The organism is Methylobacterium sp. J-076 (assembly GCF_022829405.1).
In the GTDB taxonomy this organism is placed as follows: domain Bacteria; phylum Pseudomonadota; class Alphaproteobacteria; order Rhizobiales; family Beijerinckiaceae; genus Methylobacterium.
On record NZ_JAKSXW010000084.1, the window covers coordinates 1 to 23,968 of the forward strand.

A 23,968-nucleotide genomic window follows, 5' to 3' on the forward strand; every position below is an offset into this window, starting at 1 on the left:
CTCCACCGTCGCCACCACCACCCCGGGCGTCACCCTGATCTCCGGCCCCTCCAACACCCGCCGCGACACCGAGTTCGCCGTCGTCCGCGCCGGCGTGAACTACAAGTTCGGCTCGTACTAAGACCCAACCCGCCGCGGCCCGCGCCGCGGCCCCTCGCACCACGGAAAGCCCGGCCGAAAGGCCGGGCTTTTCGCGTTCCGGGTGGCCCGCTGCGACGCGACGGACCGGAACCGGCATGTGGGGCGGCCGATTGACCGGCGCCCGCACTCGGACGGGCTCCCCGGACCGGAAGACCATACGCATGACGTCGCGCTCGTCCCTCGCCGCCCTGTTGCCGCTGCTCTGTACCCTGGCGAGCGCCCCCGCCTTCGCCCAGGACGCCACCGTGATCGGCAAGGACACGATCCTGCCCGGCACGGGTCCGGGCACCACCACGGGGGGCAGGGGCGGTGGGGGCCTGTTGCAGGCGGGGAGCGTGGAGGATGCGACCAAGCGTCAGCACCTCAAGCCCGCGACCTTCCTGGCCTCTCACATGATCGGGGTGGAGGTGCGCAACCTAGCGGGCGACAGCGTCGGCAAGATCAACGACCTGCTGCTGGCCGATGGCGGCTCGCTCAAGGCCGTCGTGATCGACGTCGGCGGTTTCCTCGGGATCGGCAGCAAGCAAATCGCCGTCGAGCCGGACGCCCTGGTCCTCCGCCCGGGCGGGGACCGCTTCTCGGCGATCCTTCAGATGAGCAAGGACACGATCTCGGCGGCCCAGGCCTTCGATCCGGCCAAGGCGATCCCGGCTCAGTAGAGCAGGGCGCGCGGGAGCAGTGGCGGGGCCCCGAGGTCGGGCCCCGCGAAGCCTCAGATGTCGAGGTTCGCGCCCTCGGCGAAGGCAGCCCGCTCGGTGATGAAGGTGAAGCGCGCCTCCGGCTTGTTGCCCATCAGACGCTCGACCGTGTCGCCCGTGGATTCACGGGCCTCCTCGAGGATCGCGACCCGGAGAAGCGTGCGCTTCTTCGGATCCATGGTGGTCTCCTTCAATTGGGCCGGCATCATCTCGCCCAAGCCCTTGAAGCGCCCGATCTCGACCTTGCCGCCCTTGAACACCGTCTTGGTGATCCGCTCGCGGTCGGCATCGTCCCGGGCATAGGCCACCTTCGACCCCTGCTGGATCCGGTAGAGCGGCGGGATCGCGAGGTAGAGGTGCCCCTTGTCGATCAGCTTCGGCATCTGCCGGTAGAAGAAGGTGATCAGCAGGGAGGCGATGTGGGCGCCGTCGACGTCGGCGTCCGTCATGATGATCACCTTGTCGTAGCGAAGGTCCGCCTCGCGGAAATTCGCCCCCGTGCCGCAGCCGAGCGCCAGCGTGAGATCGCCGATGAGCTGGTTGGCGCCGAGCTTGTCGCGGCTTGCCGAGGCGACGTTGAGGATCTTGCCCCGGAGCGGCAGGATCGCCTGGGTCATCCGGTCCCGGGCCTGCTTGGCCGAACCGCCGGCGGAATCACCCTCGACGATGAAGATCTCGGAGTTGGCCGTGCCCGCGGCCGAACAGTCGGCGAGCTTGCCCGGCAGGCGCAGCTTGCGGGTGGCGCTCTTGCGGGCGACCTCCTTCTCCTGGCGGCGGCGCAGGCGCTCCTCCGCCCGGTCGATCACCCAGTCGAGCAGCTTGTTGGCCTGGGCCGGGGAGCCGGCGAGCCAATGGTCGAAGGCGTCCCGAACCGCCGTCTCGACGATGCGCTGGGCCTCGACGGTGGCGAGCTTGTCCTTGGTCTGCCCCTGGAATTCCGGCTCGCGGATGAAGACCGAGAGCATGGAGGCGCAGGTGGCCATGACGTCGTCGGTGGTGACGGCGGTCATGCGCTTGGCCTGATTCACCCGCTCGGCATGCTCGCGCAGGCCCCTGAGCAGGGCCACCCGCAGCCCCGCCTCGTGGGTCCCGCCCTCCGGGGTCGGGATCGTGTTGCAGTAGGAGTGCGACACGCCGTCGTCGGCCACCGTCCAGGCCACGGCCCATTCGAGGGATCCGTGGGAGCCCGGCTTCGTCACCTTGCCGGCGAAGACGGTGTCGAGGACCAGTTCCTTCCCCTCGATGTCCCGGGCGAGGTAGTCGGACAGGCCGCCGGGGAACCGGTGCACCGCCTCGGCCGGCACGTCCTCCATGCCCTCGACGAGCGGGGGCGCACAGCGCCAGCGAATCTCGACGCCGCCGAACAGGTAGGCCTTGGAGCGTGCCATCTTGAACAGGCGGCGGGGGTCAAACTTCAGCGAGCCGAAGATCTGCGCGTCCGGATGGAAGCGCACCCGAGTGCCGCGCCGGTTCTGCACCCGGCCGACCATCTCCAGGGCGCCCTGGGCGTGGCCGCGGGAGAAGCACTGCCGGTAGAGGGTCTGGTTGCGGGCGACCTCGACCTCCAGCACGTCGGACAGGGCGTTCACCACCGAGATGCCGACGCCGTGCAGGCCGCCGGAGGTCTCGTACACCTTCGAATCGAACTTACCGCCCGCGTGCAGGGTGGTCATGATCACTTCGAGGGCCGACTTGCCCGGAAACTTCGGGTGCGGATCGACGGGGATGCCGCGGCCATTGTCGGTCACGACGAGGGCGCCCCCCTCTTCCAGCTCCACCTCGATGAAGCTCGCGTGGCCGGCGACCGCCTCGTCCATGGAGTTGTCGACCACCTCGGCGAAGAGGTGGTGCAGCGCCCGCTCGTCGGTGCCGCCGATATACATGCCGGGGCGGCGCCGGACCGGCTCCAGCCCCTCCAGCACCTCGATGTCCGAGGCGGTGTAGCCGGTCTCGGCCGAGGCCGCCGCCAGGGAGACGGGGGAGGCCGCCTCGGTGAGTCGCCGCCGGGTCTCGGGGGTGGCGGCCGGAGGCTTGGCCCCGGCGCCGAACAGGTCGCGTGCCGGGTCGCTCACGCGACCGCTCCCGCGGGCAGGGGCAACCGGAACGGGGGAAGCTTTGCGTCTGGGAGCATGCGCCTTCATCTCGCCAGCATAACGGAACAAAAGAGAAACATCAAAGCCGCCGGGGCGGAATCGCCGGCCTTTCTGCCACGCTGCGCCGCGGCGTGCGAGCGCCGGGTGCAGCCTCTCAGGGTGGGCGCCGACGGTTAACGTTCCCCGCGCGATCCCGCCGGACGGGGAACCGCCGGTGCGCCGGCACGTTTGCGCGCCGACAGCTTGACCGTTGGCAGGGGTGACGACCGATGTCCCACGACGCGACCGAGGCCCGCCACCTGGACCTGATCCGATCCGCGGATGCGGCGGGGACCGCGTTCGGCTGCGTCGATGACGACGAGCGGCGCGCCGCCCCGTTCGTGACCGTCAGCGCCGCGGCCGCCCTGGCCGTCGCCACCCTCGCGACGACCTTCGCCGCCGCGATCGCCTCTCTTATCTGAGCCCGGCGGCGCCGGACTCAGCCCGCCGCCTTCTTCTTCGGCGCAGCCTTCTTGGCGGCCGGCTTCTTGGCGGGCGCCTTCTTCTCGCCGTCGGCCTTGCGGGGCGTCGCCTTCTTGCGGGCCGGGGCCTTCTTGCCCCCGCCGGCCTCCCGCTTGGCCGCGATCAGCTTCAGGGCCTCCTCAAGGGTCAGACCCTCGGCGTTCGCGCTCTTGGGAAGCGTCGCGTTCACGGTGCCGTCGGTGACGTAGGGACCGTAGCGGCCCGCCTTCACCACGATGTCCTTGCCGCTCTCCGCGTCCTTGCCCAACGACCGGCCGGGATCGCCGGCCGGGCGGCCGCGCCCGCCGCCCTGCTCCTTGGCGACGATCAGGTCGATCGCCCGGTTGCCGCCGATCTCCAGCACGTCGTCGTCCCGGCCGAGATTGGCGTAGGTCCGCCCGTGCTGCACGTAGGGGCCGAAGCGGCCGATGCCCGCGAGGATCGGCTCGCCGGTCTCCGGGTGCCGGGCGATCTCCCGGGGCAAGGACAGCAGGGCCACCGCCTTGTCGAGGTCCACGTCCGAGGGCGAGAGCCCCTTGGGCAGGGAGGAGCGCTTGGGCTTCTCCGCGCCCTTCTCGGGGCTCGCATCCCCCAACTGGATGAACGGCCCGAACCGGCCGTCCCGCACCGTCACCGGCAGGCCGGTGGTGGGGTCGTTGCCGAGCACCCGCACCCCCGGCTGCCCGCCATCGGCGGACGACCCGTCGCCCTCACCGTTGACGCCCGTCGCCGAGAGCTGCCGGGTATAGGTGCATTCGGGGTAGTTCGAGCAGCCGACGAAGGCGCCGAACTTGCCGAGCTTGAGGGACAGCTGCCCCTCGCTGCAGTTCGGGCAGGCGCGGGGGTCCTTGCCCTCGCCCCGGTCGGGGAAGATGTGCGGCCCGAGGAGGCCGTTCAGCGCCTCCAGCACCTCGGCGACCCGGAGGTCCTTGGTTTCGCCGATCGCCGCCGAGAAGTGGCGCCAGAAGTCGCGCAGCACCTCCCGCCAGTCGATCTCCGCATTGGAGACCCTGTCGAGCTGTTCTTCGAGGGCGGCGGTGAAATCGTACTCGACGTAGCGGCTGAAGAAGCTTTCGAGGAAGCCGGTGACGAGGCGTCCCTTGTCCTCCGGCAAAAGCCGCTTCTTCTCGATCTTGACGTATTCCCGGTCCCGCAGGGTCTGGAGGACCGCGGCGTAGGTGGAGGGACGGCCGATGCCGAGCTCCTCCATGCGCTTCACGAGGCTCGCCTCCGAGTAGCGCGGCGGCGGCTCGGTGAAGTGCTGGGTCGAGGCGATCTTCTCCCGGCGCAGGGAATCGCCCGCCTCCATCTTCGGCAGGCGGCGGCTCTCCTCGTCCTCCTCGTCGTCCTTGCCCTCCTGGTAGAGGGCGAGGAACCCGTCGAACTTCACCACCTGGCCCGTGGCGCGCAGGTCGATCCGGCGCCCGCCGGCCGTGGCGTGGACATCGACGGTGGTGCGCTCCAGCTCGGCCGATTCCATCTGGCTCGCCATGGTGCGGGTCCAGATCAGTTCGTAGAGCTTGGCCTGCTCGGGTTCGAGGTGGCGGGCCACGTCCTTGGGCCGGCGGCTCATGTCGGTGGGACGCACCGCCTCGTGGGCCTCCTGGGCGTTCTTCGCCTTCACGCTGTACTTGCGCGGTGCCCCCGGCACGTACCGGTCCCCGAACTCGCGGCCGATCACCTTGCGGGTGTCGGCGATGGCCTCCGGCGCCATGTCGACGCCGTCCGTCCGCATGTAGGTGATGATGCCGACCGTTTCGCCGCCGAGCTCGACGCCCTCGTAGAGGCGCTGGGCGACGCGCATCGTCTGCGCCGGGGCCAACCCCAGCTTGCGCGATGCCTCCTGCTGCAGCGTCGAGGTGGTGAACGGCGGCTGCGGGTGGCGCTTGGCGGGCTTGGCCTCGATGCTCGCCACCTGGAACGTCGCGGCTTCAAGGTCGCGCTTGAAGGCCGCGGCCTCCTCGGCATTTCCGACGTCGAGGCGCTGGATGCGCTTGCCGTCCGCGCCGACGAGGCGGGCTTCGAAGATCGCCCCGTCCTTCGTCGCCAGGGTCGCGACGATGGACCAGTATTCGCGCGGCTTGAACGCCTCGATCTCCATCTCGCGTTCGACCACGAGGCGCAGGGCGACCGACTGCACCCTGCCCGCCGAGCGGGCGCCGGGGAGCTTCCGCCACAGGACGGGCGAGAGGTTGAAGCCGACGAGATAGTCGAGCGCCCGGCGGGCGAGGTAGGCGTCCACCAGCGCCTGGTCGATCTGGCGCGGCTTGCGCATCGCCTGCTCGACGGACGACTTGGTAATGGCGTTGAAGGTCACGCGCTCGACGGGGATGCCCTTCAGCGCCTTGCGGGCCGTCAGGGCCTCCAGGACGTGCCAGGAGATCGCCTCGCCCTCGCGGTCGGGGTCGGTGGCGAGGATGAGCTTCTCGGCGCCCTTGACCGCCTTAGCGATCTCGCTGACCCGCTTGGACCCCCGGTCCTCCAGCTCCCAGACCATGTGGAAGTCCTGCTCGGGATCCACCGAGCCGTCCTTCGCGGGCAGGTCGCGGATGTGACCGAAGGAGGCGATCACCTCGTAGTCGCGGCCGAGGTACTTGTTGATCGTCTTGGCCTTGGCCGGCGACTCGACGACGACGACTTTCATCCAGAACCCTCTGCCCCCGGGGGAGGCGCGGCGCGACGGAATGTTCGGAGCGCGATCGAGCCCGTCGCCGGCCGGGGTCTCGCGGGGCGGAGAAGTGGGTGAGCGGCGCCGGGTTGTCAAATGCCGAGCGGCGCCGCGAGCCCCGCCCGTCATCCCGACAGGAGCGGCGCGACCCGGTGGGGCGCGACCTTCGGCGGCCTCGCGCCGCCGGATCGCTTCACTCCCCTCGCGATGACGATGGGCGGCGGGCGGCGGGCGGACTCAGATCCCCGCGTACCACTCGTAGCCGCGATCCTCCCAGTAGCCGCCCTTGCCGTCGCCGAACCCGGCGAGCGACGAGACCATCTCCACCCGCATCACATACTTCGCGTTCTTGTAGCCGAGCTGGCGCTCCACCCGCAGGCGCAGGGGGGCGCCGTTCGAGACGGGCAGCGCCTTCCCGTTGAGGTCGTAGGCGAGGATCGTCTGCGGATTGAAGGCATCGAACAGGTCGATGCTCTCGTAGTATCGGATCGGACGCCCCCCGCCGCTCCCGTCGTCGGCGGCGTCGTTGGAATCGCCGTCCTGCGTCCCGGTGGGCGAACCGCCCCAGTCCCCCGCCGCGGCGAGCTGAACATAGGCGGCATGCGCCTCACGCACCGCGCTCGGGTCCTTCGGCTTCAGCCATGCGCCGTCCGCGCTGGCATATTCGAGGGTATCCGCGCAGTGGAGCACGGCGTAGCGCGCCTGTGGCTTCAGCCCGGCCCGCTTCAGGACCTCGGCGAGGGCCACGCCGGACCATTTGCCAATGCAGCTCCAGCCCTCGACGCAATCGTGCCGGGTGATCTGGGTGCGGGAGGGGAGGGCGCGCAGGTCGGCGAGGCTGAGGGACAGGGGCGTGTCCACGAGGCCATCGACGGTCAGCTTGAAGTCCGAAAAGTTCTTCGCCGCCATCGCCTTGTAGGCCCGGTCGGGCGGGTCGATCGAGCCGTTCGGCTTGAACCACGGCGAGATCATCGATTCGGGGAACTCCCGCGCGGTGGTCGTCCCCGACATCAGGAGGCGCTGGACGTAGAGGTTGGCGTCCTCCCCCGCGCCCAGGGTGCGGCGGCCCGCATCGGTCGTGGCGAACCGGTCGCAGCCCCCGAGGAGGGCGGTGCCGGCGAGGCCGGCCGTGGCGGTGAGCAGGCGTCGGCGGTGCAGGATCATCGTGCCTCCTCCCCGGCGGGACGCACCCGGCCGATGCTGAACCAGCCGGTGATCATCCCGCGCAGGTTGTTGAACACACCGGAGACCAGGACCAGCGCGACGTGGACCACCACGAACAGGACGAGCAGCCCCGCGGCGATGAAGTGGATGCTGCGGGCCGATTGCCGTCCCCCGAACAGCTCCGTCAGCCACGGCCACGCGGCATCGACGCCGGGGGACATGGCCAGCCCGGCGAGGACCATGGCCGGCAGCAGGACGAGGACGACGCCGAGATAGGTGAGCTTCTGGATGACGTTGTAGCGCTTGGCCTCCTCGCCCTCGGGGAAATGCAGGAGCAGGTGCTCCTTCACCGAGCCGCCGAAATCGCGGATCTGGTCGCCCTCGGGGATCAGCCGGCGGCGCAGCTGGCCGGAGACCAGGCCGTAGATCAGGTAGATCGCCCCGTTGATCACGAGGAGCCACGCGAACAGGAAGTGCCAGCGCCGGCCGGTGGCGAGGTCCTGGTTCGAGGGCAGCGTCGCCCAGGACGGGAAGGCCCGGTCCGCCTCGACGCCGTTGGCCTTCGAGAGGCCGAGCACGCCGGTCGTGTCGAACTTGCGGTCCCCGAGATAGACGACGCCGCGATTGGCGCCGCCGCTCTCCTCGCTGGTGATGGCCAGCGCCGGGGTATCGAAGGTCGAGACCGCCCCCCAATACAGGGCAGGATGCGCGTTGAAGATCTGAAGGCCGCTCATCAGCAGCACCAGCAGCACCGCGGCGTTGATCCAGTGGGTCAGGCGGATCGGCAGGGGATGCCGGTAGATCAGCCGGCGCCCCTGGCGGCCGATCCGCTCGGGGGCGGCCTTGTCGGGGGCATCGATGGCAGGGGAGGCGGTCAAGCGTCCTGACTCCAGAGCATTTGTCGATTGTGCACCATACGTGTAGCGCACCGCGCCGGTTACCCGCCGCGACGAAATCGCCGCAGGGCCCGGCGGAACCGACCCCCTCGGCCCCTGTGGGGGAGGGACCACAGGCGGCTTGCGGGACTCGCCGCCGCCACCTACACCCGGCCCCTGTCATGACCGCCCCGATCCCCGCGCCCGCCCTGTTCCCGCACCGGCACCTGCTCGGGATCGAGGGGCTCAGCCGGCCCGACATCGAGATCCTGCTCGATGCCGCCGACGCGGCGGTCGACATCTCCCGTCAGGTGGAGAAGAAGCGCACGACCCTGCGCGGGCGCACCCAGATCAACCTGTTCTTCGAGCCCTCGACGCGGACGCAATCCTCCTTCGAGCTGGCCGGCAAGCGCCTCGGCGCCGACGTGATGAACATGTCGGTGGCCTCGTCCTCGGTGAAGAAGGGCGAGACCCTGATCGACACCGCGGCGACCCTGAACGCCATGCGCCCGGACATCATCGTGGTGCGCCACCAGTCGGCGGGGGCGGTGCATCTTCTGGCCCGCAAGGTCGACTGCGCGGTGGTCAACGCCGGCGACGGGGCCCATGAGCACCCGACCCAGGCGCTGCTCGACGCCCTCACCATCCGCCGCAACAAGGGCCGGATCGAAGGGCTCCGGATCGCCATCTGCGGGGATGTCCTGCATTCGCGGGTGGCCCGCTCGAACCTGATCCTGCTCCAGGCCATGGGCGCTCAGGTCCGCCTCATCGCGCCGTCGACGCTGCTGCCGGCGGGGACCGCCCGCTTCGGCGTCGAGACCTTCACCGACATGCGCAAGGGCCTCGAAGGCTGCGACATCGTGATGATGCTGCGCCTCCAGCGCGAGCGGATGAACGGCTCCTTCGTGCCGTCGGTCAAAGAGTATTTCCGCTATTTCGGCCTCGATGCCGAGAAGCTGGCGCTGGCCAAGCCCGACGCCCTGGTGATGCACCCCGGCCCGATGAACCGGGGCGTCGAGATCTCGTCCGAGATCGCCGACGGGGCGCAGTCCCTCATCCGCGAACAGGTGGAAATGGGCGTGGCCGTGCGCATGGCCGTGCTCGACGCCCTGGCCCGCCACCTGCCGAACGGGTGAGGATCCCCGGATAAACCCTTCCCGGACAAAGCGGCTCGCCTCTCACGCGAAACGCTTGCCCGCGGACGCGCCTTGACGCAGTTTCCTGCCGGAACACCGCCCCCGGCGGGACCGCCACTGCAAGACGTTTCATGAGCACCTACACCCTCGCCGACCTCGCCCAGCTCGTGGCGAGCCGCGCCGGCACCGATCCCGCCTCGTCCTACACCGCCAAGCTCCTGGCCGATGGCCCCGCCAAGGCGGCCAAGAAGCTGGGCGAGGAGGCGGTGGAGGCCGCCATCGCCGCCGTCCAGGGCGACCGCGAGGGGTTGAAGAACGAAGCCGCCGACGTGCTCTACCACCTCGTCGTGCTGCTGAAGGCCGGCGGCGTCGAGCTGGAGGCGGTGATGGGCGAACTGGAGCGGCGCACCGCGCAGAGCGGGCTGGCCGAGAAGGCTTCGAGGCGCCACGCGTGATCCCGCCGCCGGCGACCACGGACGGCACGGACAGGCTCTCCCCCTACCGCCGCTTCAGCCGGGAGGAGTGGGCGCACCTGCGCGCCGACGCCCCCCTGACGCTCACCTCGGGCGATCTGGAGCGGCTCAAGTCGTTGAACGACCCGATCTCCATCGAGGAGGTCGTGGCGATCTACCTGCCCCTGTCCCGCCTGCTCTCGTTCTACGTCGCGGCGACGCAGGGCCTGTTCAAGGCGACGCAGCGGTTCCTCATCGCCGAGCGGGAGACCAAGCTCCCCTACATCATCGGCCTCGCCGGATCGGTGGCGGTGGGCAAGTCCACCACCGCCCGCATCCTCGCCGCGCTGCTCGCCCGCTGGCCGAACACGCCGAAGGTCGATCTCATCACCACGGACGGCTTCCTGCTGCCGAACGCCGAGCTCGCCGCCCACGGCCTGATGGAGCGCAAGGGCTTCCCCGAAAGCTACGACACCGCCGACCTGCTGCGCTTCCTTCAGGAGGTGAAATCGGGCCAGAAGCGCGTGACGGCCCCCCTCTACTCGCACCTCGTCTACGACCGGGTGCCGGGGGAGGAGCGGGTGGTGGAGAGCCCCGACATCCTGATCGTCGAGGGCCTGAACGTCCTCCAGCCCGCCCGCCTGCCCCGGGACGGCACCGCGATCCCCTTCGTGTCGGACTTCTTCGACTTCTCGATCTACCTCGACGGGCATGAGGACGACCTGCACCGCTGGTACGTCACCCGGTTCATGCGCCTGCGCCAGACCGCCTTCCGCGATCCGCGCTCGTATTTCCGCAAGTATGCGGAGATCCCCGAGGCCGAGGCGCTCGACATCGCCGACCACCTCTGGTCGACGATCAACCTGCCGAACCTGCGCGAGAACATCCTGCCCACGCGGCAGCGGGCCAGCCTCATCCTCACGAAGGGGGCGAGCCACCGGATCGAGAGCGTGGCCCTCCGGCGCCTGTGATCAAGCAACGCCAAGTTGTGGAATCACAGGAACTTCGCCTGTTGCACAATGGGCGCTGCGGCGAGTGCGCCATGGTGCCACACTGATCGGGCAACGCGAATCGGCGGTCGGCCCCATGAAACTCGAAGAGAGAGCCCTCCTTCAGGAGCGGGTGAAGACCCTCGTCCTGGGGCACGCGCTCGAAATGGCCCTGGCACGGCTGGTCGTCGCGGATGACGCGGCCGGGCGGGATGCGGCGGTCGACCTCTCGCGGTTGGAGGAGAGGCTGCTGTCCGCAGCCCGGGGCCTCGCCGACCGGGCGGCGGTTCAGAAGCTCGCCGTCCTGGTGGCGGTGGAGGACGTCTCGGTGACGGTGAAGGCCGCCTTCGAGGCCGCCAAGGCCCAGATCGAGCGGATGCGGCCGGCGGACGAGGCGGCGAAGGCCGCCGCGATCGCCGCCTGACCGGGCCCGCGCCTATTGCTTGGCGCGGTTGATGATCTCCCACAGGGCGCGGGCGACGGGTTCGGACACCGTGCGCCGGTACTTCCGGTGGACGAGCTGCCCGTTGTGGAAGACGTCCTGCTCGACATAGAGCCGATCACCGTCCCACCGGACGATGTTGTCGGATTCGATCGTCTCCTCGACTCCGAGTTCGTTGCGCAGGATCGTGCTGCCGGTGTGGGTGAGCATACGCGCGTCCTCAGTCACGCCGGGCTTGAGCAGGTCCCGGTACGGCAGCGCCACCATAGAATCCGGCTCAAGCCCGCGCCAGACAGGACTTCGTCCCGGCGCCTTCACTTCCCAGGGGGATGATACCGGCGGGGACCACGTGTGCGCTCCGGCACAGCCTTGGCCGTGGCCTCATGACAGGGTTGCATCACGCGGGGAGGGCCATCGCCCCGGCCGCGGCGGAGGCGTCCATGCGCAAGCGCCACACTACGACCCTCGATACCGCGCTCGCCGTCCTCATGCGGACCGTCGAGCGTCTCACGCGCCGCCTCATCCCGGCCGCGCCTGCGGGCCGCCCGGCGGGCGGCCCGGTCGTCTTCCGGCATTACCTGTAGGGTACCGGGGCGGCGCAGCCCACGCCCGCATCCCGAGCGTCCGACGGTGGCGCGTCCGTGGATCGCGTCACGGCGTTCGCGATCCCGGACAGGGCGGAGGTCGTTCCGACCGGCTCCCCAGGTGCCGCCAGGGCTGCGGCGGCCCCGGGGGAGGGGGCGGGGCTAACCGCCCCGGCTGAGGATGGCGGGGCAGGACTCGGCGGCGAACGGCCCGAGGACCACGTCGCCCTGGCGCGGGTTGTTGAGCGTGAACGGCGCCGTGCCCTGCTGCCCGAAGAAGCCGCGGCCGAGCTGCGGGATGAACACCTGGGTGCCGAACTTGACGAAGCAGCGATCGATCACCGCCTCGTAGGAAAAGCTCGCCTCGGTGATCGGCGCCAGGGCACCGTCGGGCCCGGGGACGCTGCAATAGGCGGCGAAATCGAGCTGCCCCGGATGCGACAGCCTCACCTGCACCGAGTGACCGGGCAGGACCGTCACCGCCGGGCCGCCGTCGCGGCGGGCCGTCAGCACGTAGGCCGAGCGGTTAATGATCTGCCGCAGGCATTCCGCCGACGACGCGGAGGCCGTGCAGACCGTCCCGAGCACGGCCAGGGCCAGGGCCGCGGCCCCGCGCGATCGTCTCGTCGTCCCACCACGCTTGCGCACTTGCCAGCTCCCGTACCGTCGCCTTTGCGCGACTTGAACAGTGCCCGCGCTCGGCGCGCAAGGTCTCCTAGCGCGCAATCAGCGGCGCTCGTAGAGCAACCGGGCGCGGATCGTGCCGGGGATCACCCGGATCTCGCCGAGCAGCGCCTCGGCATCGGCGTCGGTGGCGTCGGTCTCCAGCACCACGTAACCGACCTCGCCGTCGGTCTGGTAGAACTGCGCCGCGATGTTGACGTGGCTGCGGGCGAAGACTTCGTTGAGGCGGCCGAGCATGCCCGGCAGGTTGCGCTGGACGTGGATGAAGCGGGTCCCGGTGGCGCGGGTGGGAAGCTGCACCTGCGGGAAGTTCACCGCGCCGACGGTGGAGCCGATGTCGGAATAGTCCAGGAGCTTCTTGGCGACCTCGGCGCCGATGCGCTCCTGGGCCTCCTCGGTCGAGCCGCCGACATGCGGGGTGAGGATCACGTTGTCGAGCCCCTGGAGGGGGCTGACGAACGCCTCGGCGTTCGAACCCGGCTCCTTGGGGAACACGTCCACGGCCGCGCCGCGCAGGTGGCCGTCGCGCAGGGCGGCGGCGAGGGCGGCGAGGTCCACGACGGTGCCGCGGGCGTTGTTGATGAGGAAGCTGCCCGGCTTCATCGCCCGGATCTCCGCCTCGCCGATCATGTTGAAGGTCGATTCGGTCTCCGGCACGTGCAGGGAGACCACATCGGACTGGCCGAGCAGGGCGGTCAGCGTCTCGGTGGATTCGGTGTTGCCGTGGCGCAGGCGGTCGGTCTGGTCGTAGAACAGCACGCGCATGCCCATGGCCTCGGCGAGGGTCGAGAGCTGCGTGCCGATATTGCCGTAGCCGACGATGCCGAGGGTCTTGCCGCGGACCTCCATGGAGCCCACCGCGGACTTGTCCCACTGGCCGGCATGGGCGCCGACCGAACGCGGCACGATCCGCCTGAGCAGCATCACGATCTCGCCGATGGTCAGCTCGGCCACCGACCGGGTGTTCGAGAACGGCGCGTTGAAGACGGGGATGCCCCGGTGCCGGGCGGCTTCGAGATCGACCTGGTTGGTGCCCACCGAGAAGCAGCCCACGGCCAGAAGCCGGTCCGCCGCCTCGAACGCCGCCGCATCCAGCTGCGTCCGGGAGCGAATGCCCACCATGTGGACGCCCTGCAGCGCCTCGTGCAGCGCCTCTCGGTCCAGGGCCTTCGGCAGGCGGGTGAGGTTGGTGTAACCCGACGCCTGCATCAGGGCGACGGCGCTGTCGTTGATCCCTTCGAGCAGGAGAACGCGGATCTTGTCCTTGGGGAGCGAGAGCTTCTCGGCGGTCATCGAGGCGGCGGCCATGGGTCAGAGCGGCGGATGAAAAAGTGGGCACAGCGTTAGGCAGGCCGTCACCGCGACGCAACATCGGCGGTAACAGCCCTGCCCTGCATGTTTGCGCCACACCGCACAGGCCTCATCCACCCGGGCGACGCGGTCGCAAAGCCGGCGTGGATACTGCACTACATTTGTGCACGGCATCGGTTGTTCCGTTCGCAATGCCACGGAACCCGACCGCCTGACTGTCGTTGTGGTGCCCATAACTAGACTTCGCGGCCCGTTCGACTGTCGGCGCCGCATCACGACACGGCCACCGACATGCAGATCCGCACCGGCTTCTCCATCACCTTCGACACGTTCGGCCCCACGCCGATGAACCTGCTGCTCAACATCCGCCCCGAGCACCGGCAGGATCTCCTCACGTCGGAGGCGATCACCTTCGACCCGCCGGTGGCGGCACGCCAGCACATCGACGGCTTCGGCAACGTCTGCACCCGCATCGTCGCGCCCGGCGGGCGGATCACCATGTCCGCCGACTTCCTCATCGACGACAGCGGCCTCCCGGACGCCCATGCCCCGGAGGCCCGGGAGATCCCGGTCCAGAACCTGCCGGACGACGTGCTCGTCTACCTCCTCGGGTCTCGCTACTGCGACACGGACAAGCTCTCGCCGACGGCGTGGGGGCTGTTCGGCGGGGTGGCGCCGGGCTGGAACCGCGTCCAGGCGATCGTGGACTACGCCCACCGCCGGCTGCGCTTCGACTACCAGCAGGCGGACGCGACCCGCACCGCCCATGACGGCCACACCCAGCAGGTCGGCGTCTGCCGGGACTTCGCCCACCTCGCCATCACCCTGTGCCGGTGCATGAACATCCCGGCCCGCTACGCCACCGGCTACCTCGGCGACATCGGCGTGCCGAAGGACCCGGCGCCCATGGATTTCTCGGCGTGGTTCGAGGTGTTCCTGGACGGCCCGGAAGGACCGCGGTGGTACACGTTCGACGCCCGGCACAACCGCCCGCGCATCGGCCGGATCGTCATAGCCCGGGGACGCGACGCCACCGACTGCGCCCTGACCACGAGCTTCGGCACGGCGCTCCTGGCGCGGTTCGACGTGCACACGGACGACGTGGTGGAGGGGGGCGAGGCCCTCGCACAGGCCGCCTAGGGCCGCCCCCCACCGTACGGCCCTGCCGGAGACCGCCCGCGACCGGGCGAGCTCCTCCTGCGCGGTCGCGAACGATCCCTGCACACTCTGTTGAAGAGACAGGTGTAATGGAGTATGTGACACGCGCCTCGCCGTCCGTCGCGATGCCCGCTGTGTAGGCGGCCTCTGCGGACGAGTCGGCCGGGCCGCCCTCGTCATCCGTATCGACGCGTCGGCAAACCGGTCTCCGTGCGGAGACGGTCGCTTCCCGCAAGGGAAGCTGCGGCGGCAGGGGGCGTTTGCAACGCGAGCCGCCGACGCACCCGGTCCGTCCCAGGACGTGACCGCCCAGGAGAGAGAATGACCGCAGGGACAGCCGTGGCGCGGGATCAGTACCGCGATGATTTCGCCGCGCTTCTGGAGGAGAGTTTCCTCCAGCACGAGATTACCGAAGGCTCCGTCGTCAAGGGTCGCGTCGTCGCGATCGAGAAGGACGTGGCCGTCATCGACATCGGCGCCAAGACGGAAGGCCGTGTCGCGCTCAAGGAATTCGCCGGCCCCGGCCGCGAAGGTGAGCTGAACGTCGGCGACGAGGTCGAGGTCTACGTCGACCGGATCGAGAACGCGCTGGGCGAAGCCGTCATCTCGCGCGACAAGGCGCGCCGCGAGGAGAGCTGGGTCAAGCTCGAGAAGGCCTTCGAGGCCAACGAGCGTGTCACCGGCACGATCTTCAACCAGGTCAAGGGCGGCTACACGGTCGACCTCGACGGCGCCGTGGCGTTCCTGCCGCGCTCGCAGGTGGACATCCGCCCGGTGCGCGACGTCACCCCGCTGCTCGGCACGCCGCAGCCGTTCCAGATCCTCAAGATGGACCGCCGCCGCGGCAACATCGTCGTCTCGCGCCGGACCGTGCTCGAAGAGAGCCGCGCCGAGCAGCGCAGCGAGCTGGTGGCCAACCTCGAGGAAGGCCAGGTCATCGACGGCGTGGTCAAGAACATCACCGAGTACGGTGCGTTCGTGGACCTCGGCGGCATCGACGGCCTGCTGCACGTCACCGACATGGCGTGGCGCCGCGTGAACCACCCGTCGGAGGTCGTGACCATCGGCCAGACGGTCAAGGTCAAGATCATCAAGATCAACCACGAGACGCACCGCATCTCGCTCGGCATCAAGCAGCTGCTGGCCGATCCGTGGGAGGGCATCGCCGCCCGCTACCCCGAGGGCGCCAAGCTCAAGGGCCGCGTGACCAACATCACCGACTACGGCGCCTTCGTGGAGCTGGAGCCGGGGATCGAGGGCCTGATCCACGTCTCCGAGATGAGCTGGACCAAGAAGAACGTCCATCCGGGCAAGATCGTCTCCACCTCCCAGGAGGTCGAGGTGCAGATCCTGGAAGTCGATCAGGTCAAGCGCCGCATCTCGCTCGGCCTCAAGCAGACCCTGCAGAACCCGTGGGAGGGCTTCTCCGAGAAGCATCCGGTGGGCTCCGAGGTCGAGGGCGAGGTCAAGAACAAGACCGAGTTCGGCCTGTTCATCGGCCTCGAGGGCGATGTCGACGGCATGGTCCACCTGTCGGATCTCGACTGGAACCGTCCCGGCGAGCAGGTCATCGACGAGTTCAAGAAGGGCGACATGGTCCGCGCCCAGGTGCTCGACGTCGATGTCGAGAAGGAGCGCATCTCGCTCGGCATCAAGCAGCTGGCGGGTGACCCCTTCGCCGAGGCCGGTGAGGTCAAGAAGGGCCAGATCGTCACCTGCGAGATCGTCGAGGTGAAGGATTCAGGCCTGGAGGTGCGGCTCGCCGACTCCGACATGCAGACCTTCATCCGCCGGGCCGAGCTGGCCCGCGACCGTGGCGACCAGCGCCCCGAGCGCTTCGCCGTCGGCGAGAAGGTCGATGCCCGCGTGGTGCAGTTCGACCGGAAGGCCCGTCGCGTCCAGGTCTCGATCAAGGCCCTGGAAGTGGCCGAGGAGAAGGAGGCGATGGCCCAGTTCGGCTCCGCCGATTCGGGTGCCTCCCTCGGCGACATCCTCGGCGCCGCCTTCAAGAAGGCCAAGCCCGAGGACGAGTGATCCTCGACCGCCGCCCGGTTCGCCGGGTGGCGGCCTGAAACGGACAAAGCCGCGCGGGACCGCTCCCGCGCGGCTTTTCTTTTGCCGGTTTCATCATTGCGAGCGTCAGCGAAGCAATCCAGGGCAGCGGGACCTTTCCGAACGTGGCGGATCCCTGGATTGCGTCGCTGCGCTCGCAATGACGGCGGGTCGGCAAAGGGAAATGGCCGACGAACTCACCGCGATCGCGACGCTCGACGCGGCCTGACCCGCGCCGGTTGCATCCCCGGTTCGGCACCAGCTTTACGAGAAGGCCGCGAGACGTAAATTCTTCGCCGCGCCCCGTATCCAGGCCGCCGAAAAATGCTCTAGAACACGGCCTCCCACGGGCCGGGCCCGGCGGGACGCCAAGGGTGCCAAGGACTTGGCCCGGGAACGGGTCGGGGAGGGGGTGCGGCGCGGCGGGGCTCCGGCAGGGCCGGGCAGGCCCCCGGGGCGCCAGCTTGGCGGTGGGCCGACCGCGCTGCGCGGCCGGGGATGCAAGGGAACGGATCGCATGGCAGCCGACGCCGAACTGCTGATCGACAGGCGGCGCCTGCGCCGCAGGCTCGGCCTCTGGCGGGTGCTCGGCATCGGCGGCCTCATCGTGGCCGTCGCCGCCCTGGGCTACCGCGCCAGGGCCGGGGCGATGGGCGGGGGCTTCGCCGTCCGCCCGCAGATCGCGCGGATCTCCGTCTCCGGCTTCATCGCCGGCAGCGAGGCCACCGCGAAGCTGATGAAGCGGGTGGGCGACGCGGAGGCGGTGAAGGGCGTCATCGTCTCCATCAACTCACCCGGCGGCACCACCACGGGCTCCGAGGAGATCTTCCGGAACCTGCGGGCGCTGGCCGCCAAGAAGCCGCTCGTGGCCTTCGTGGACGGCACGGCGGCCTCCGGCGCCTACATCACCGCCATCGCCGCGGACCACATCGTCGCCCGCGAGACCAGCCTCGTCGGCTCCATCGGCGTGCTGTTCCAGTATCCGGACGTGTCCGGCCTCCTCGACAAGGTCGGCGTGAAGGTCGAATCGGTGAAGTCCTCGCCGCTCAAGGCCGAGCCGTCGGGCTTCACCCCGACCTCGCCGGAGGCCCGGGCGGCGCTCGCCGCCGTGGTGGGAGACACCTACGCGTGGTTCAAGGGCCTTGTGGCCGAGCGCCGGGGCATGGACGGGCCGCAGGTCACCGCCGTCTCAGACGGGCGGGTGTTCAGCGGGCGCCAGAGCGTGCCCCTGAAGCTCGTGGACGAGCTGGGGGGCGAGCAACAGGCGGTGGCGTGGCTGGAGAACGCCCGCGGCGTGCCGAAGGACCTGCCGGTGACGGATTGGAAGCCGCGCTCGGACAGCGACTTCTCCCTGTGGTCGGCCGCGGGGACCGGGGCCGGGCTGCTCGGCTTCGGGGGGTTCGGGCGACAGATCCGGGCGCTGGGCGCGGAGGCGCAGGCCGGGGCACAGGGCGGGCTGCTCGTCCTGTGGCGGCCGGAGCCCTGACGGGGGCGCCCTCAGCGATCAGCCGAACAACCGGAAAGAAGAAACGCCATGATCAAGTCGGAGCTCGTCCTCAAGATCGCCGAGCAGAACCCGCACCTCTACCAGCGGGATGTCGAGATCTTGGTCAACGCGATCCTCGACACGATCGCCGATGCCCTGGCCCGGGGGGACCGGGTCGAGCTGCGCGGCTTCGGCGCCTTCTCCGTCAAGCGCCGGGAAGCGCGGAAGGGACGCAACCCGCGCACGGGCGCAGCCGTTGCCGTGTCCGAAAAGGCGATTCCCGTCTTCAAGACGGGTAAGGAGATGCGCCTGCGTCTCAACGCGGCCAAGATCGACGAAGGCGTCGCGGCGGAATAGGCGGGAGTCACACGATGGTCCGGTTCCTCAAAAGCCTCCTCCTCCTGCCGGTGGCAGCGGTGGTGATCCTCCTCGCCGTCGCCAACCGCGCGCCGGTGCCCCTGTCGTTCGATCCGGTGAATACCGATGCGCCGGTCTTCAGCGTGAGCCTGCCGCTCTACGTCATCTTGTTCGGCGCGGTGGCGCTCGGCATCGTCGTCGGCGGGGTCTTCACCTGGCTCGGCCAGGGGCGGGTCCGGGCGAGCGCCCGCCACCACCGCCGCGAGGCGAGCCGCTACGAGCGCGAAGTCAACCGCCTGCGGCCCTACTCGCCGGAGGCAGCGGCCCCGACCTATCCCGGCACCTCCGTCCCCGTCCGCACGGCGCTGCCCGCGCCGCGCTGAGCGTGTTCCGCGCGGAATCCCGCGCCGGGTGTCCCATGCCAGAGATCAAGATCTGCGGCCTCAGCACGCCCGACACCCTCGATGCCGCCCTGGCGGCGGGGGCCGATTGGGTCGGCTTCGTGCGCTTCCCCCGTAGCCCCCGCCACGTCGCGCTGGACACCGCCCGGAGCCTGTCGCACCGGGCCAAGGGCAGGGCGGGGCGGGTCGTCCTGCTGGTCGATCCCGACGACGATGCCCTCGCCGCGGCGGTCGCGGCGATCGGGCCGGACCTGATCCAGCTGCACGGGCGGGAGAGCGCGGCGCGGGTCGCGGCCATCCGTGCCGCCACGGGTCTGCCGGTGATGAAGGCCCTCGGCATCGCCACCCGGGCCGACCTCGCCCGGGTGGCGGACTTCGCCGCGGTCGCGGACCGCCTGCTCCTCGACGCCAAGCCGCCCCCCGGCGCGGCCCTGCCCGGCGGCAACGGCGTGCGCTTCGACTGGGACCTGCTGGCCGGGGCCGATCTGCCCGCCGGCACCATGCTCTCCGGCGGCCTCTGCGCCGACACCGTGGCGGAGGCCCTGAGGCGCACGGGACTGACCGCCCTGGACGTCTCCTCCGGGGTCGAGAGCGCGCCGGGAATCAAGGATCCGGCCCGCATCGCCGCCTTCGTGGCCGCCGCCCGCGGCTGAGGCTGCGCCGATGCGCCGTGTGCATCGGCATTGCGGCGGCGCGCGCATGGGTCTAGCAACCGGCAAAACACCCTGTGCCGCGAAGGATCGATCCGTGACCATCGCCCCCGCCCCGAACTCCTTCCGCACCGGCCCCGACGAGCGCGGGCGCTTCGGCATCTTCGGCGGCCGCTTCGTGGCCGAGACCCTGATGCCGCTGATCCTGGAACTGGAGGCGGCCTACGAGGCGGCCAAGCAGGATCCGGCCTTCAAGGCGGACATGGAGAGCTACGGCACCCACTATATCGGCCGCCCGAGCCCGCTCTACTACGCCGAGCGCCTGACCGAGCACCTGCGTGCCAAGGCCCCCGCCGGCAAGGGCGCCAAGGTGTACTTCAAGCGCGAGGAGCTGAACCACACCGGCTCGCACAAGGTGAACAACGTGCTGGGCCAGATCCTGCTGGCCCGCCGCATGGGCAAGCCGCGGATCATCGCCGAGACCGGCGCCGGCCAGCACGGCGTGGCCACCGCCACCCTCTGCGCCCGGTTCGGCCTGAAATGCGTCGTCTACATGGGCGCCGTCGATGTCGCCCGGCAGGCCCCGAACGTCTTCCGGATGAAGATGCTCGGCGCGGAGGTCATCCCGGTCGAGTCCGGCACGAAGACCCTGAAGGACGCGATGAACGAGGCGCTGCGTGACTGGGTCACCAACGTCGCGGACACGTTCTACTGCATCGGCACCGTCGCGGGCCCGCACCCGTACCCGGCGATGGTCCGCGACTTCCAGTCGGTGATCGGCCGGGAGACGCGCGAGCAGATGATCGCCCAGGAGGGCCGGTTGCCCGATTCGCTCATCGCCTGCATCGGCGGCGGCTCCAACGCCATGGGCCTGTTCCACCCGTTCCTCGATGACCGCGAGATCGAGATCTTCGGGGTCGAGGCCGCCGGGCACGGCGTCCAGAGCGGGCTCCACGCCGCCTCCCTCACCGGCGGCCGCCCGGGGGTGCTGCACGGCAACCGCACCTACCTGCTGATGAACGAGGACGGGCAGATCAGCGACGCCCATTCGATCTCCGCCGGGCTCGACTATCCCGGCATCGGCCCGGAACACGCGTGGCTGCATGAGATGGGCCGCGTCACCTACCTCTCGGCGACCGATTCCGAGACGCTGGACGCGTTCAAGCTCTGCTCGATGCTGGAGGGGATCATCCCCGCCCTGGAGCCCGCCCACGCCCTGTCGAAGGTGCTGGAGCTGGCGCCGGAGCGCCCGGCCGACCACCTGATGGTGCTGAACATGTCGGGCCGCGGCGACAAGGACATCCCGCAGGTGTCGGAGCTGTTCGGGACGACCCTCTGACGCGGGCCACGCCGGTACGCCGCCGGCGCACTTCGCCCCCGATGGCGCCGGGGGGTGACGGGCCGCGTCAGCGCACCGTCACCTGCTCCCTGATGCGCTCGTAGATCGCCCGGCTCAGGACGCGCTTGGAGAGCAGGTCGCTCACCTGCGCATAGGGCCGCTTGGCGACGATGGCCCGGCCGATGTTGCCGCCGCCACGCAGCCGGTTCAGCTCGGCCGCCGTGGCCGTGTTGAGGTCGAGGAGGGCGATGGCGGGCGGCCCCTCCGTGCTCTCGGCCTTGGCGATCTCGGCCTCCCCCTTGGCTGCCGCGGAGGGCGACGGGGCCGGGAAGGCGAGGGCGTCGCCCGGAACCTGCGCGGGGGCCGGGGCCGGCGTCACGGCCTGCGGGGCGGGCTGCGGCAAGACAGGCGCCGGGGGTGGCGCGATGGCCGGTGGCGGCGGAGCCGGGACGATCTTGCGGACCGCAGGCTGGCTCTGGACCGGCGCAGACGACGACGCGCTCACGGTCGGCGACCCCTGCGGCGAGGGTGGTACCAAATATTGGACGAGGGCGGCCAGGGCTCCAGCCAGGAGCAACAGCACCGAGATCCGTAGAATTGCTGGTCCGCTGAGCACGCGCTGACTATCGACACTGTTTCCGTAAAATTAACCTATTCCGGTACGGGGGCATACCGGGGCGGCAGCGTTCCGCGGGTCTGTCCCCAGACAGAGCGGCGGCGGGTCTTACGGGCCCGCCCCCGGCCCGCCCTGCCGAAGGGGGCGAGGCCCCGATTCCAGGCCGCATCCGGCACGGCCCAGGCGAGGCCGGACAGGCGGAAGGCCGCCCTCGCGGACGGAGCCGGGACGGCGCCGACGCGGGGGCGCCGGGTCGGTGAGGGCGGCGGAGAGGCGCATCAGGGGGCGGCTACGCTTCGGGCGCCACGCCCCGGCCGAGCGCCCCGCGGTAGCCGGTGGCCAGCACGTAGAGTTCGCTCGAATCGGCGCGGCTCGCCGAGGGCTTCACGTGGCGGACCACGGCGAAATCACGCTTGAGGTTGGCGAGCAGTTCCCCCTCGGTGCCGCCCTGGAGAACCTTGGCGAGGTAGGCGCCGCCGGGGGCCAGCACCTCGCGGGCGAATTCGGCGGCGGTCTCCGCGAGGCCGATGATCCGCAGGTGGTCCGTCTTCTTGTGGCCGATGGTGTTGGCCGCCATGTCGGACAGCACGAGGTCGGCGGGGCCGCCGAGGAGTTCGGTGAGCTGCTTCGGCGCGTCATCGTCCAGAAAGTCGAGGGTGATGAACTCCACCCCCGCCATCGGCTCGATGGGCAGGAGATCGATGCCGACCACGCGGCCCGTCTCACCCACGACCCGGGCCGCCACCTGCGACCAGCCGCCGGGCGCCGCGCCGAGGTCCACGACCCGCTGGCCCGGTTTCAGAAGCTTGTAGCGCTCGTCGATCTCGATGAGCTTGAAGGCCGCGCGTGAGCGATAGCCCTCCCGCTTCGCCCGGGCGACGTAGGGGTCGTTGAGCTGCCGTTCGAGCCAGCGGGTCTGGGAGGAGGTGCGCTTGCGCGCCGTCTTCACCCGCTGCTTGAGATCCCCGCGCACGCCCCCCGTGGAGCCCACGCCTCCGCGCCTGTCAGTCATGAACCGTCGTGTCCGCCGCCCTCACCGCACGGGCTTGCGCGACCATACCCCATCTTCGCGCATCATGTTCACCAGAAGCCCCTCGCGCAGTCCGCGGTCGGCGATCCGCAGGCGCTCCGACGGGAAGGCCCGGCGCAGGGCCTCCAGGATCGCGCAGCCCGCGAGCACGAGGTCGGCCCGGTCCCGGCCGATGCAAGGGTTGTCGACGCGCTGCTCCAGCCGCGTGTCGAGAAGGTCGTCGATGGCCGCCGAGACCTCGTCGTCGCGCATCCACAGCCCATCGACCCGGCGGCGCTCGTAGCGGGCGAGCCGCAGGTGCATCGCCGCGATCGTCGTCACCGTGCCGGACGTGCCGAGCAGGTGGAAATGCTGGGCCGTGGCGGCCGGGGCGGCCCTGAGGGCGAAGGCGGAAAGCTTTTCGGCCACCTCCTCGACCATGCCCTCGAACATCCGGCGCGTGACCTCGGCGCCGCCGTGGCGCTCGGCCAGGGTGACGACGCCCACCGGCAGGCTGTCCCAGGCGCGGATCCGCAGGGTCGGGTCGGTCGAGGGGTTGGTCGCCGCTCCGTCGAGCCACGCGACCTCGGTGGAGCCGCCGCCGATGTCGAAGATCACCACCGATTCGGCCCGGGGATCGGCCAGGGCCGCGCAGCCGGTGACGGCGAGGTAGGCCTCCGTCTGCCGATCCACGATCTCGAGGTCGAGGCCGACCGTGGAGCGCACGCGCTCCACGAAATCCGCGCCGTTCACCGCGAGGCGGCACGCCTCGGTGGCGATGATCTTGGCCCGGCGGACCCGCCGGGTCTGCATCTTGGTCCGGCAGATGCGCAGGGCCTCCACCGTCCGCTCAATAGCGGCCTCGCTCAGCCGGTCCGAGCTGCCGAGGCCCTCGCCGAGGCGGACGATGCGGGAGAAGGCGTCGATCACCCGGAAGCCGCCATAGGTCGGCTCGGCGATCAGCAGGCGGCAATTGTTGGTGCCGAGATCGAGGGCGGCATAACTCTGCCGCCGCTCGCGGCCTGCGTACAGGGTCGGCGTCTGATGCGGCGCGACGCCGGTTGCGGGCCGGGCCGGCGCGGCCGCGGCGGTCTCGTCCCTCATCGGCGTGGCCGTCGAATCCTCATCGGCCGGGCTGACAGCCCGACCTCACTTGCCCGCG

General features: G+C 70.3%; 24 protein-coding genes and 1 pseudogene. 15 read left to right on the forward strand and 10 right to left on the reverse strand.

All coding sequences use genetic code 11. The features are described 5' to 3' along the window. A pseudogene (locus tag MKK53_RS07350) lies at positions 1-121 on the forward strand (porin family protein); the annotation flags it as partial. A 181-nt stretch (positions 122-302) separates the two neighbouring features. After that, positions 303-800, forward strand: coding sequence for a PRC-barrel domain-containing protein (locus tag MKK53_RS07355; protein WP_243928043.1), 498 nt, complete (start codon positions 303-305; stop codon positions 798-800). A gap of 53 nt (positions 801-853) precedes the next feature. Here the strand turns inward: MKK53_RS07355 and parE are convergent, their stop codons facing one another. Beyond that, the gene (gene parE / locus MKK53_RS07360) at positions 854-2,911 is read right to left on the reverse strand and encodes a DNA topoisomerase IV subunit B (RefSeq protein WP_243928044.1); all 2,058 of its coding nucleotides are present in this window, start codon (positions 2,909-2,911) and stop codon (positions 854-856) included. 290 nt (positions 2,912-3,201) lie between these two features. Here parE and MKK53_RS07365 point away from each other — a divergent pair, with 290 nt between their 5' ends. Beyond that, on the forward strand, positions 3,202-3,393 hold the full coding sequence (locus tag MKK53_RS07365) for a hypothetical protein (RefSeq protein WP_243928045.1): 192 nt from the start codon (positions 3,202-3,204) through the stop codon (positions 3,391-3,393). A gap of 17 nt (positions 3,394-3,410) precedes the next feature. Here MKK53_RS07365 and topA read toward each other — a convergent pair whose 3' ends face one another. The 3 genes from topA to MKK53_RS07380 form a co-directional block, all read right to left on the reverse strand. Then, positions 3,411-6,077, reverse strand: a complete 2,667-nt coding sequence (topA, locus tag MKK53_RS07370; RefSeq protein ID WP_243928046.1) for a type I DNA topoisomerase — start codon at positions 6,075-6,077, stop codon at positions 3,411-3,413. 261 nt (positions 6,078-6,338) lie between these two features. Next, positions 6,339-7,265, reverse strand: a complete 927-nt coding sequence (locus tag MKK53_RS07375) for a molybdopterin-dependent oxidoreductase (RefSeq protein WP_243928047.1) — start codon at positions 7,263-7,265, stop codon at positions 6,339-6,341. Next, on the reverse strand, positions 7,262-8,143 hold the full coding sequence (locus MKK53_RS07380) for a cytochrome b/b6 domain-containing protein (protein WP_279598883.1): 882 nt from the start codon (positions 8,141-8,143) through the stop codon (positions 7,262-7,264). The genes MKK53_RS07375 and MKK53_RS07380 overlap by 4 nt, the downstream gene beginning before the upstream one ends. A gap of 179 nt (positions 8,144-8,322) precedes the next feature. On the opposite strand from MKK53_RS07380, the gene MKK53_RS07385 reads away from it, so the two are divergent. The 4 genes from MKK53_RS07385 to MKK53_RS07400 all read left to right on the forward strand — a co-directional run bounded on the left by MKK53_RS07385 (position 8,323) and on the right by MKK53_RS07400 (position 11,141). After that, entirely contained in the window at positions 8,323-9,276 is a 954-nt protein-coding gene (locus tag MKK53_RS07385) for an aspartate carbamoyltransferase catalytic subunit (RefSeq protein WP_243928048.1), read from the forward strand. 131 nt (positions 9,277-9,407) lie between these two features. Then, positions 9,408-9,731, forward strand: a complete 324-nt coding sequence (locus MKK53_RS07390) for a phosphoribosyl-ATP diphosphatase (protein WP_243928049.1) — start codon at positions 9,408-9,410, stop codon at positions 9,729-9,731. Beyond that, positions 9,728-10,699: a type I pantothenate kinase gene (coaA, locus tag MKK53_RS07395; RefSeq protein ID WP_243928050.1), complete on the forward strand. Its 972-nt coding sequence runs from the start codon at positions 9,728-9,730 to the stop codon at positions 10,697-10,699. The genes MKK53_RS07390 and coaA overlap by 4 nt, the downstream gene beginning before the upstream one ends. 115 nt (positions 10,700-10,814) lie before the next feature. After that, complete coding sequence (locus MKK53_RS07400; RefSeq protein WP_243928051.1) at positions 10,815-11,141, forward strand: hypothetical protein; 327 nt, start codon at positions 10,815-10,817, stop codon at positions 11,139-11,141. 12 nt (positions 11,142-11,153) lie between these two features. Here MKK53_RS07400 and MKK53_RS07405 read toward each other — a convergent pair whose 3' ends face one another. Beyond that, a complete protein-coding gene (locus MKK53_RS07405; RefSeq protein WP_243928097.1) occupies positions 11,154-11,369 on the reverse strand; it encodes a hypothetical protein in 216 nt (71 codons plus the stop codon). 230 nt (positions 11,370-11,599) lie between these two features. Between MKK53_RS07405 and MKK53_RS07410 the strand changes: the two genes are divergently transcribed. Next, positions 11,600-11,743, forward strand: coding sequence for a hypothetical protein (locus MKK53_RS07410; RefSeq protein WP_243928052.1), 144 nt, complete (start codon positions 11,600-11,602; stop codon positions 11,741-11,743). A gap of 162 nt (positions 11,744-11,905) precedes the next feature. Here MKK53_RS07410 and MKK53_RS07415 read toward each other — a convergent pair whose 3' ends face one another. Together MKK53_RS07415 and serA are read right to left on the reverse strand one after the other, a co-directional pair. Beyond that, positions 11,906-12,391 (reverse strand): hypothetical protein, encoded by a 486-nt coding sequence (locus MKK53_RS07415; protein ID WP_243928053.1) that lies wholly within the window; start codon positions 12,389-12,391, stop codon positions 11,906-11,908. A 78-nt stretch (positions 12,392-12,469) separates the two neighbouring features. Then, the gene (gene serA / locus MKK53_RS07420; protein ID WP_243928098.1) at positions 12,470-13,720 is read right to left on the reverse strand and encodes a phosphoglycerate dehydrogenase; all 1,251 of its coding nucleotides are present in this window, start codon (positions 13,718-13,720) and stop codon (positions 12,470-12,472) included. 309 nt (positions 13,721-14,029) lie between these two features. Here serA and MKK53_RS07425 point away from each other — a divergent pair, with 309 nt between their 5' ends. The 7 genes from MKK53_RS07425 (at position 14,030) to trpB (ending at position 21,181) form a co-directional block, all read left to right on the forward strand. Further along, positions 14,030-14,878: a transglutaminase-like domain-containing protein gene (locus MKK53_RS07425; RefSeq protein ID WP_243928054.1), complete on the forward strand. Its 849-nt coding sequence runs from the start codon at positions 14,030-14,032 to the stop codon at positions 14,876-14,878. 339 nt (positions 14,879-15,217) lie between these two features. Then, entirely contained in the window at positions 15,218-16,930 is a 1,713-nt protein-coding gene (gene rpsA / locus MKK53_RS07430; RefSeq protein ID WP_243928055.1) for a 30S ribosomal protein S1, read from the forward strand. Between the two features lie 535 nt (positions 16,931-17,465). Next, a complete protein-coding gene (sppA, locus tag MKK53_RS07435; protein ID WP_243928056.1) occupies positions 17,466-18,434 on the forward strand; it encodes a signal peptide peptidase SppA in 969 nt (322 codons plus the stop codon). Between the two features lie 48 nt (positions 18,435-18,482). Then, a complete protein-coding gene (locus MKK53_RS07440) occupies positions 18,483-18,791 on the forward strand; it encodes an integration host factor subunit beta (protein ID WP_243928057.1) in 309 nt (102 codons plus the stop codon). 14 nt (positions 18,792-18,805) lie between these two features. Continuing rightward, positions 18,806-19,174 (forward strand): LapA family protein, encoded by a 369-nt coding sequence (locus MKK53_RS07445; RefSeq protein ID WP_243928058.1) that lies wholly within the window; start codon positions 18,806-18,808, stop codon positions 19,172-19,174. A 35-nt stretch (positions 19,175-19,209) separates the two neighbouring features. Beyond that, positions 19,210-19,845, forward strand: coding sequence for a phosphoribosylanthranilate isomerase (locus tag MKK53_RS07450; RefSeq protein WP_243928059.1), 636 nt, complete (start codon positions 19,210-19,212; stop codon positions 19,843-19,845). Between the two features lie 94 nt (positions 19,846-19,939). Beyond that, positions 19,940-21,181: a tryptophan synthase subunit beta gene (trpB, locus tag MKK53_RS07455; RefSeq protein WP_243928060.1), complete on the forward strand. Its 1,242-nt coding sequence runs from the start codon at positions 19,940-19,942 to the stop codon at positions 21,179-21,181. 67 nt (positions 21,182-21,248) lie between these two features. On the opposite strand, the gene MKK53_RS07460 is transcribed toward trpB, so the two are convergent. From MKK53_RS07460 to MKK53_RS07470, 3 genes are all read right to left on the reverse strand, one after another. Next, positions 21,249-21,584, reverse strand: a complete 336-nt coding sequence (locus MKK53_RS07460; RefSeq protein WP_243928061.1) for a ComEA family DNA-binding protein — start codon at positions 21,582-21,584, stop codon at positions 21,249-21,251. A gap of 502 nt (positions 21,585-22,086) precedes the next feature. After that, positions 22,087-22,809 carry an RlmE family RNA methyltransferase gene (locus MKK53_RS07465; RefSeq protein WP_243928062.1) on the reverse strand — a complete coding sequence of 241 codons (723 nt, stop codon included), beginning with the start codon at positions 22,807-22,809 and terminating at the stop codon, positions 22,087-22,089. 21 nt (positions 22,810-22,830) lie between these two features. Beyond that, on the reverse strand, positions 22,831-23,910 hold the full coding sequence (locus MKK53_RS07470) for a Ppx/GppA phosphatase family protein (RefSeq protein ID WP_243928063.1): 1,080 nt from the start codon (positions 23,908-23,910) through the stop codon (positions 22,831-22,833). Positions 23,911-23,968: the final 58 nt, after the last annotated feature.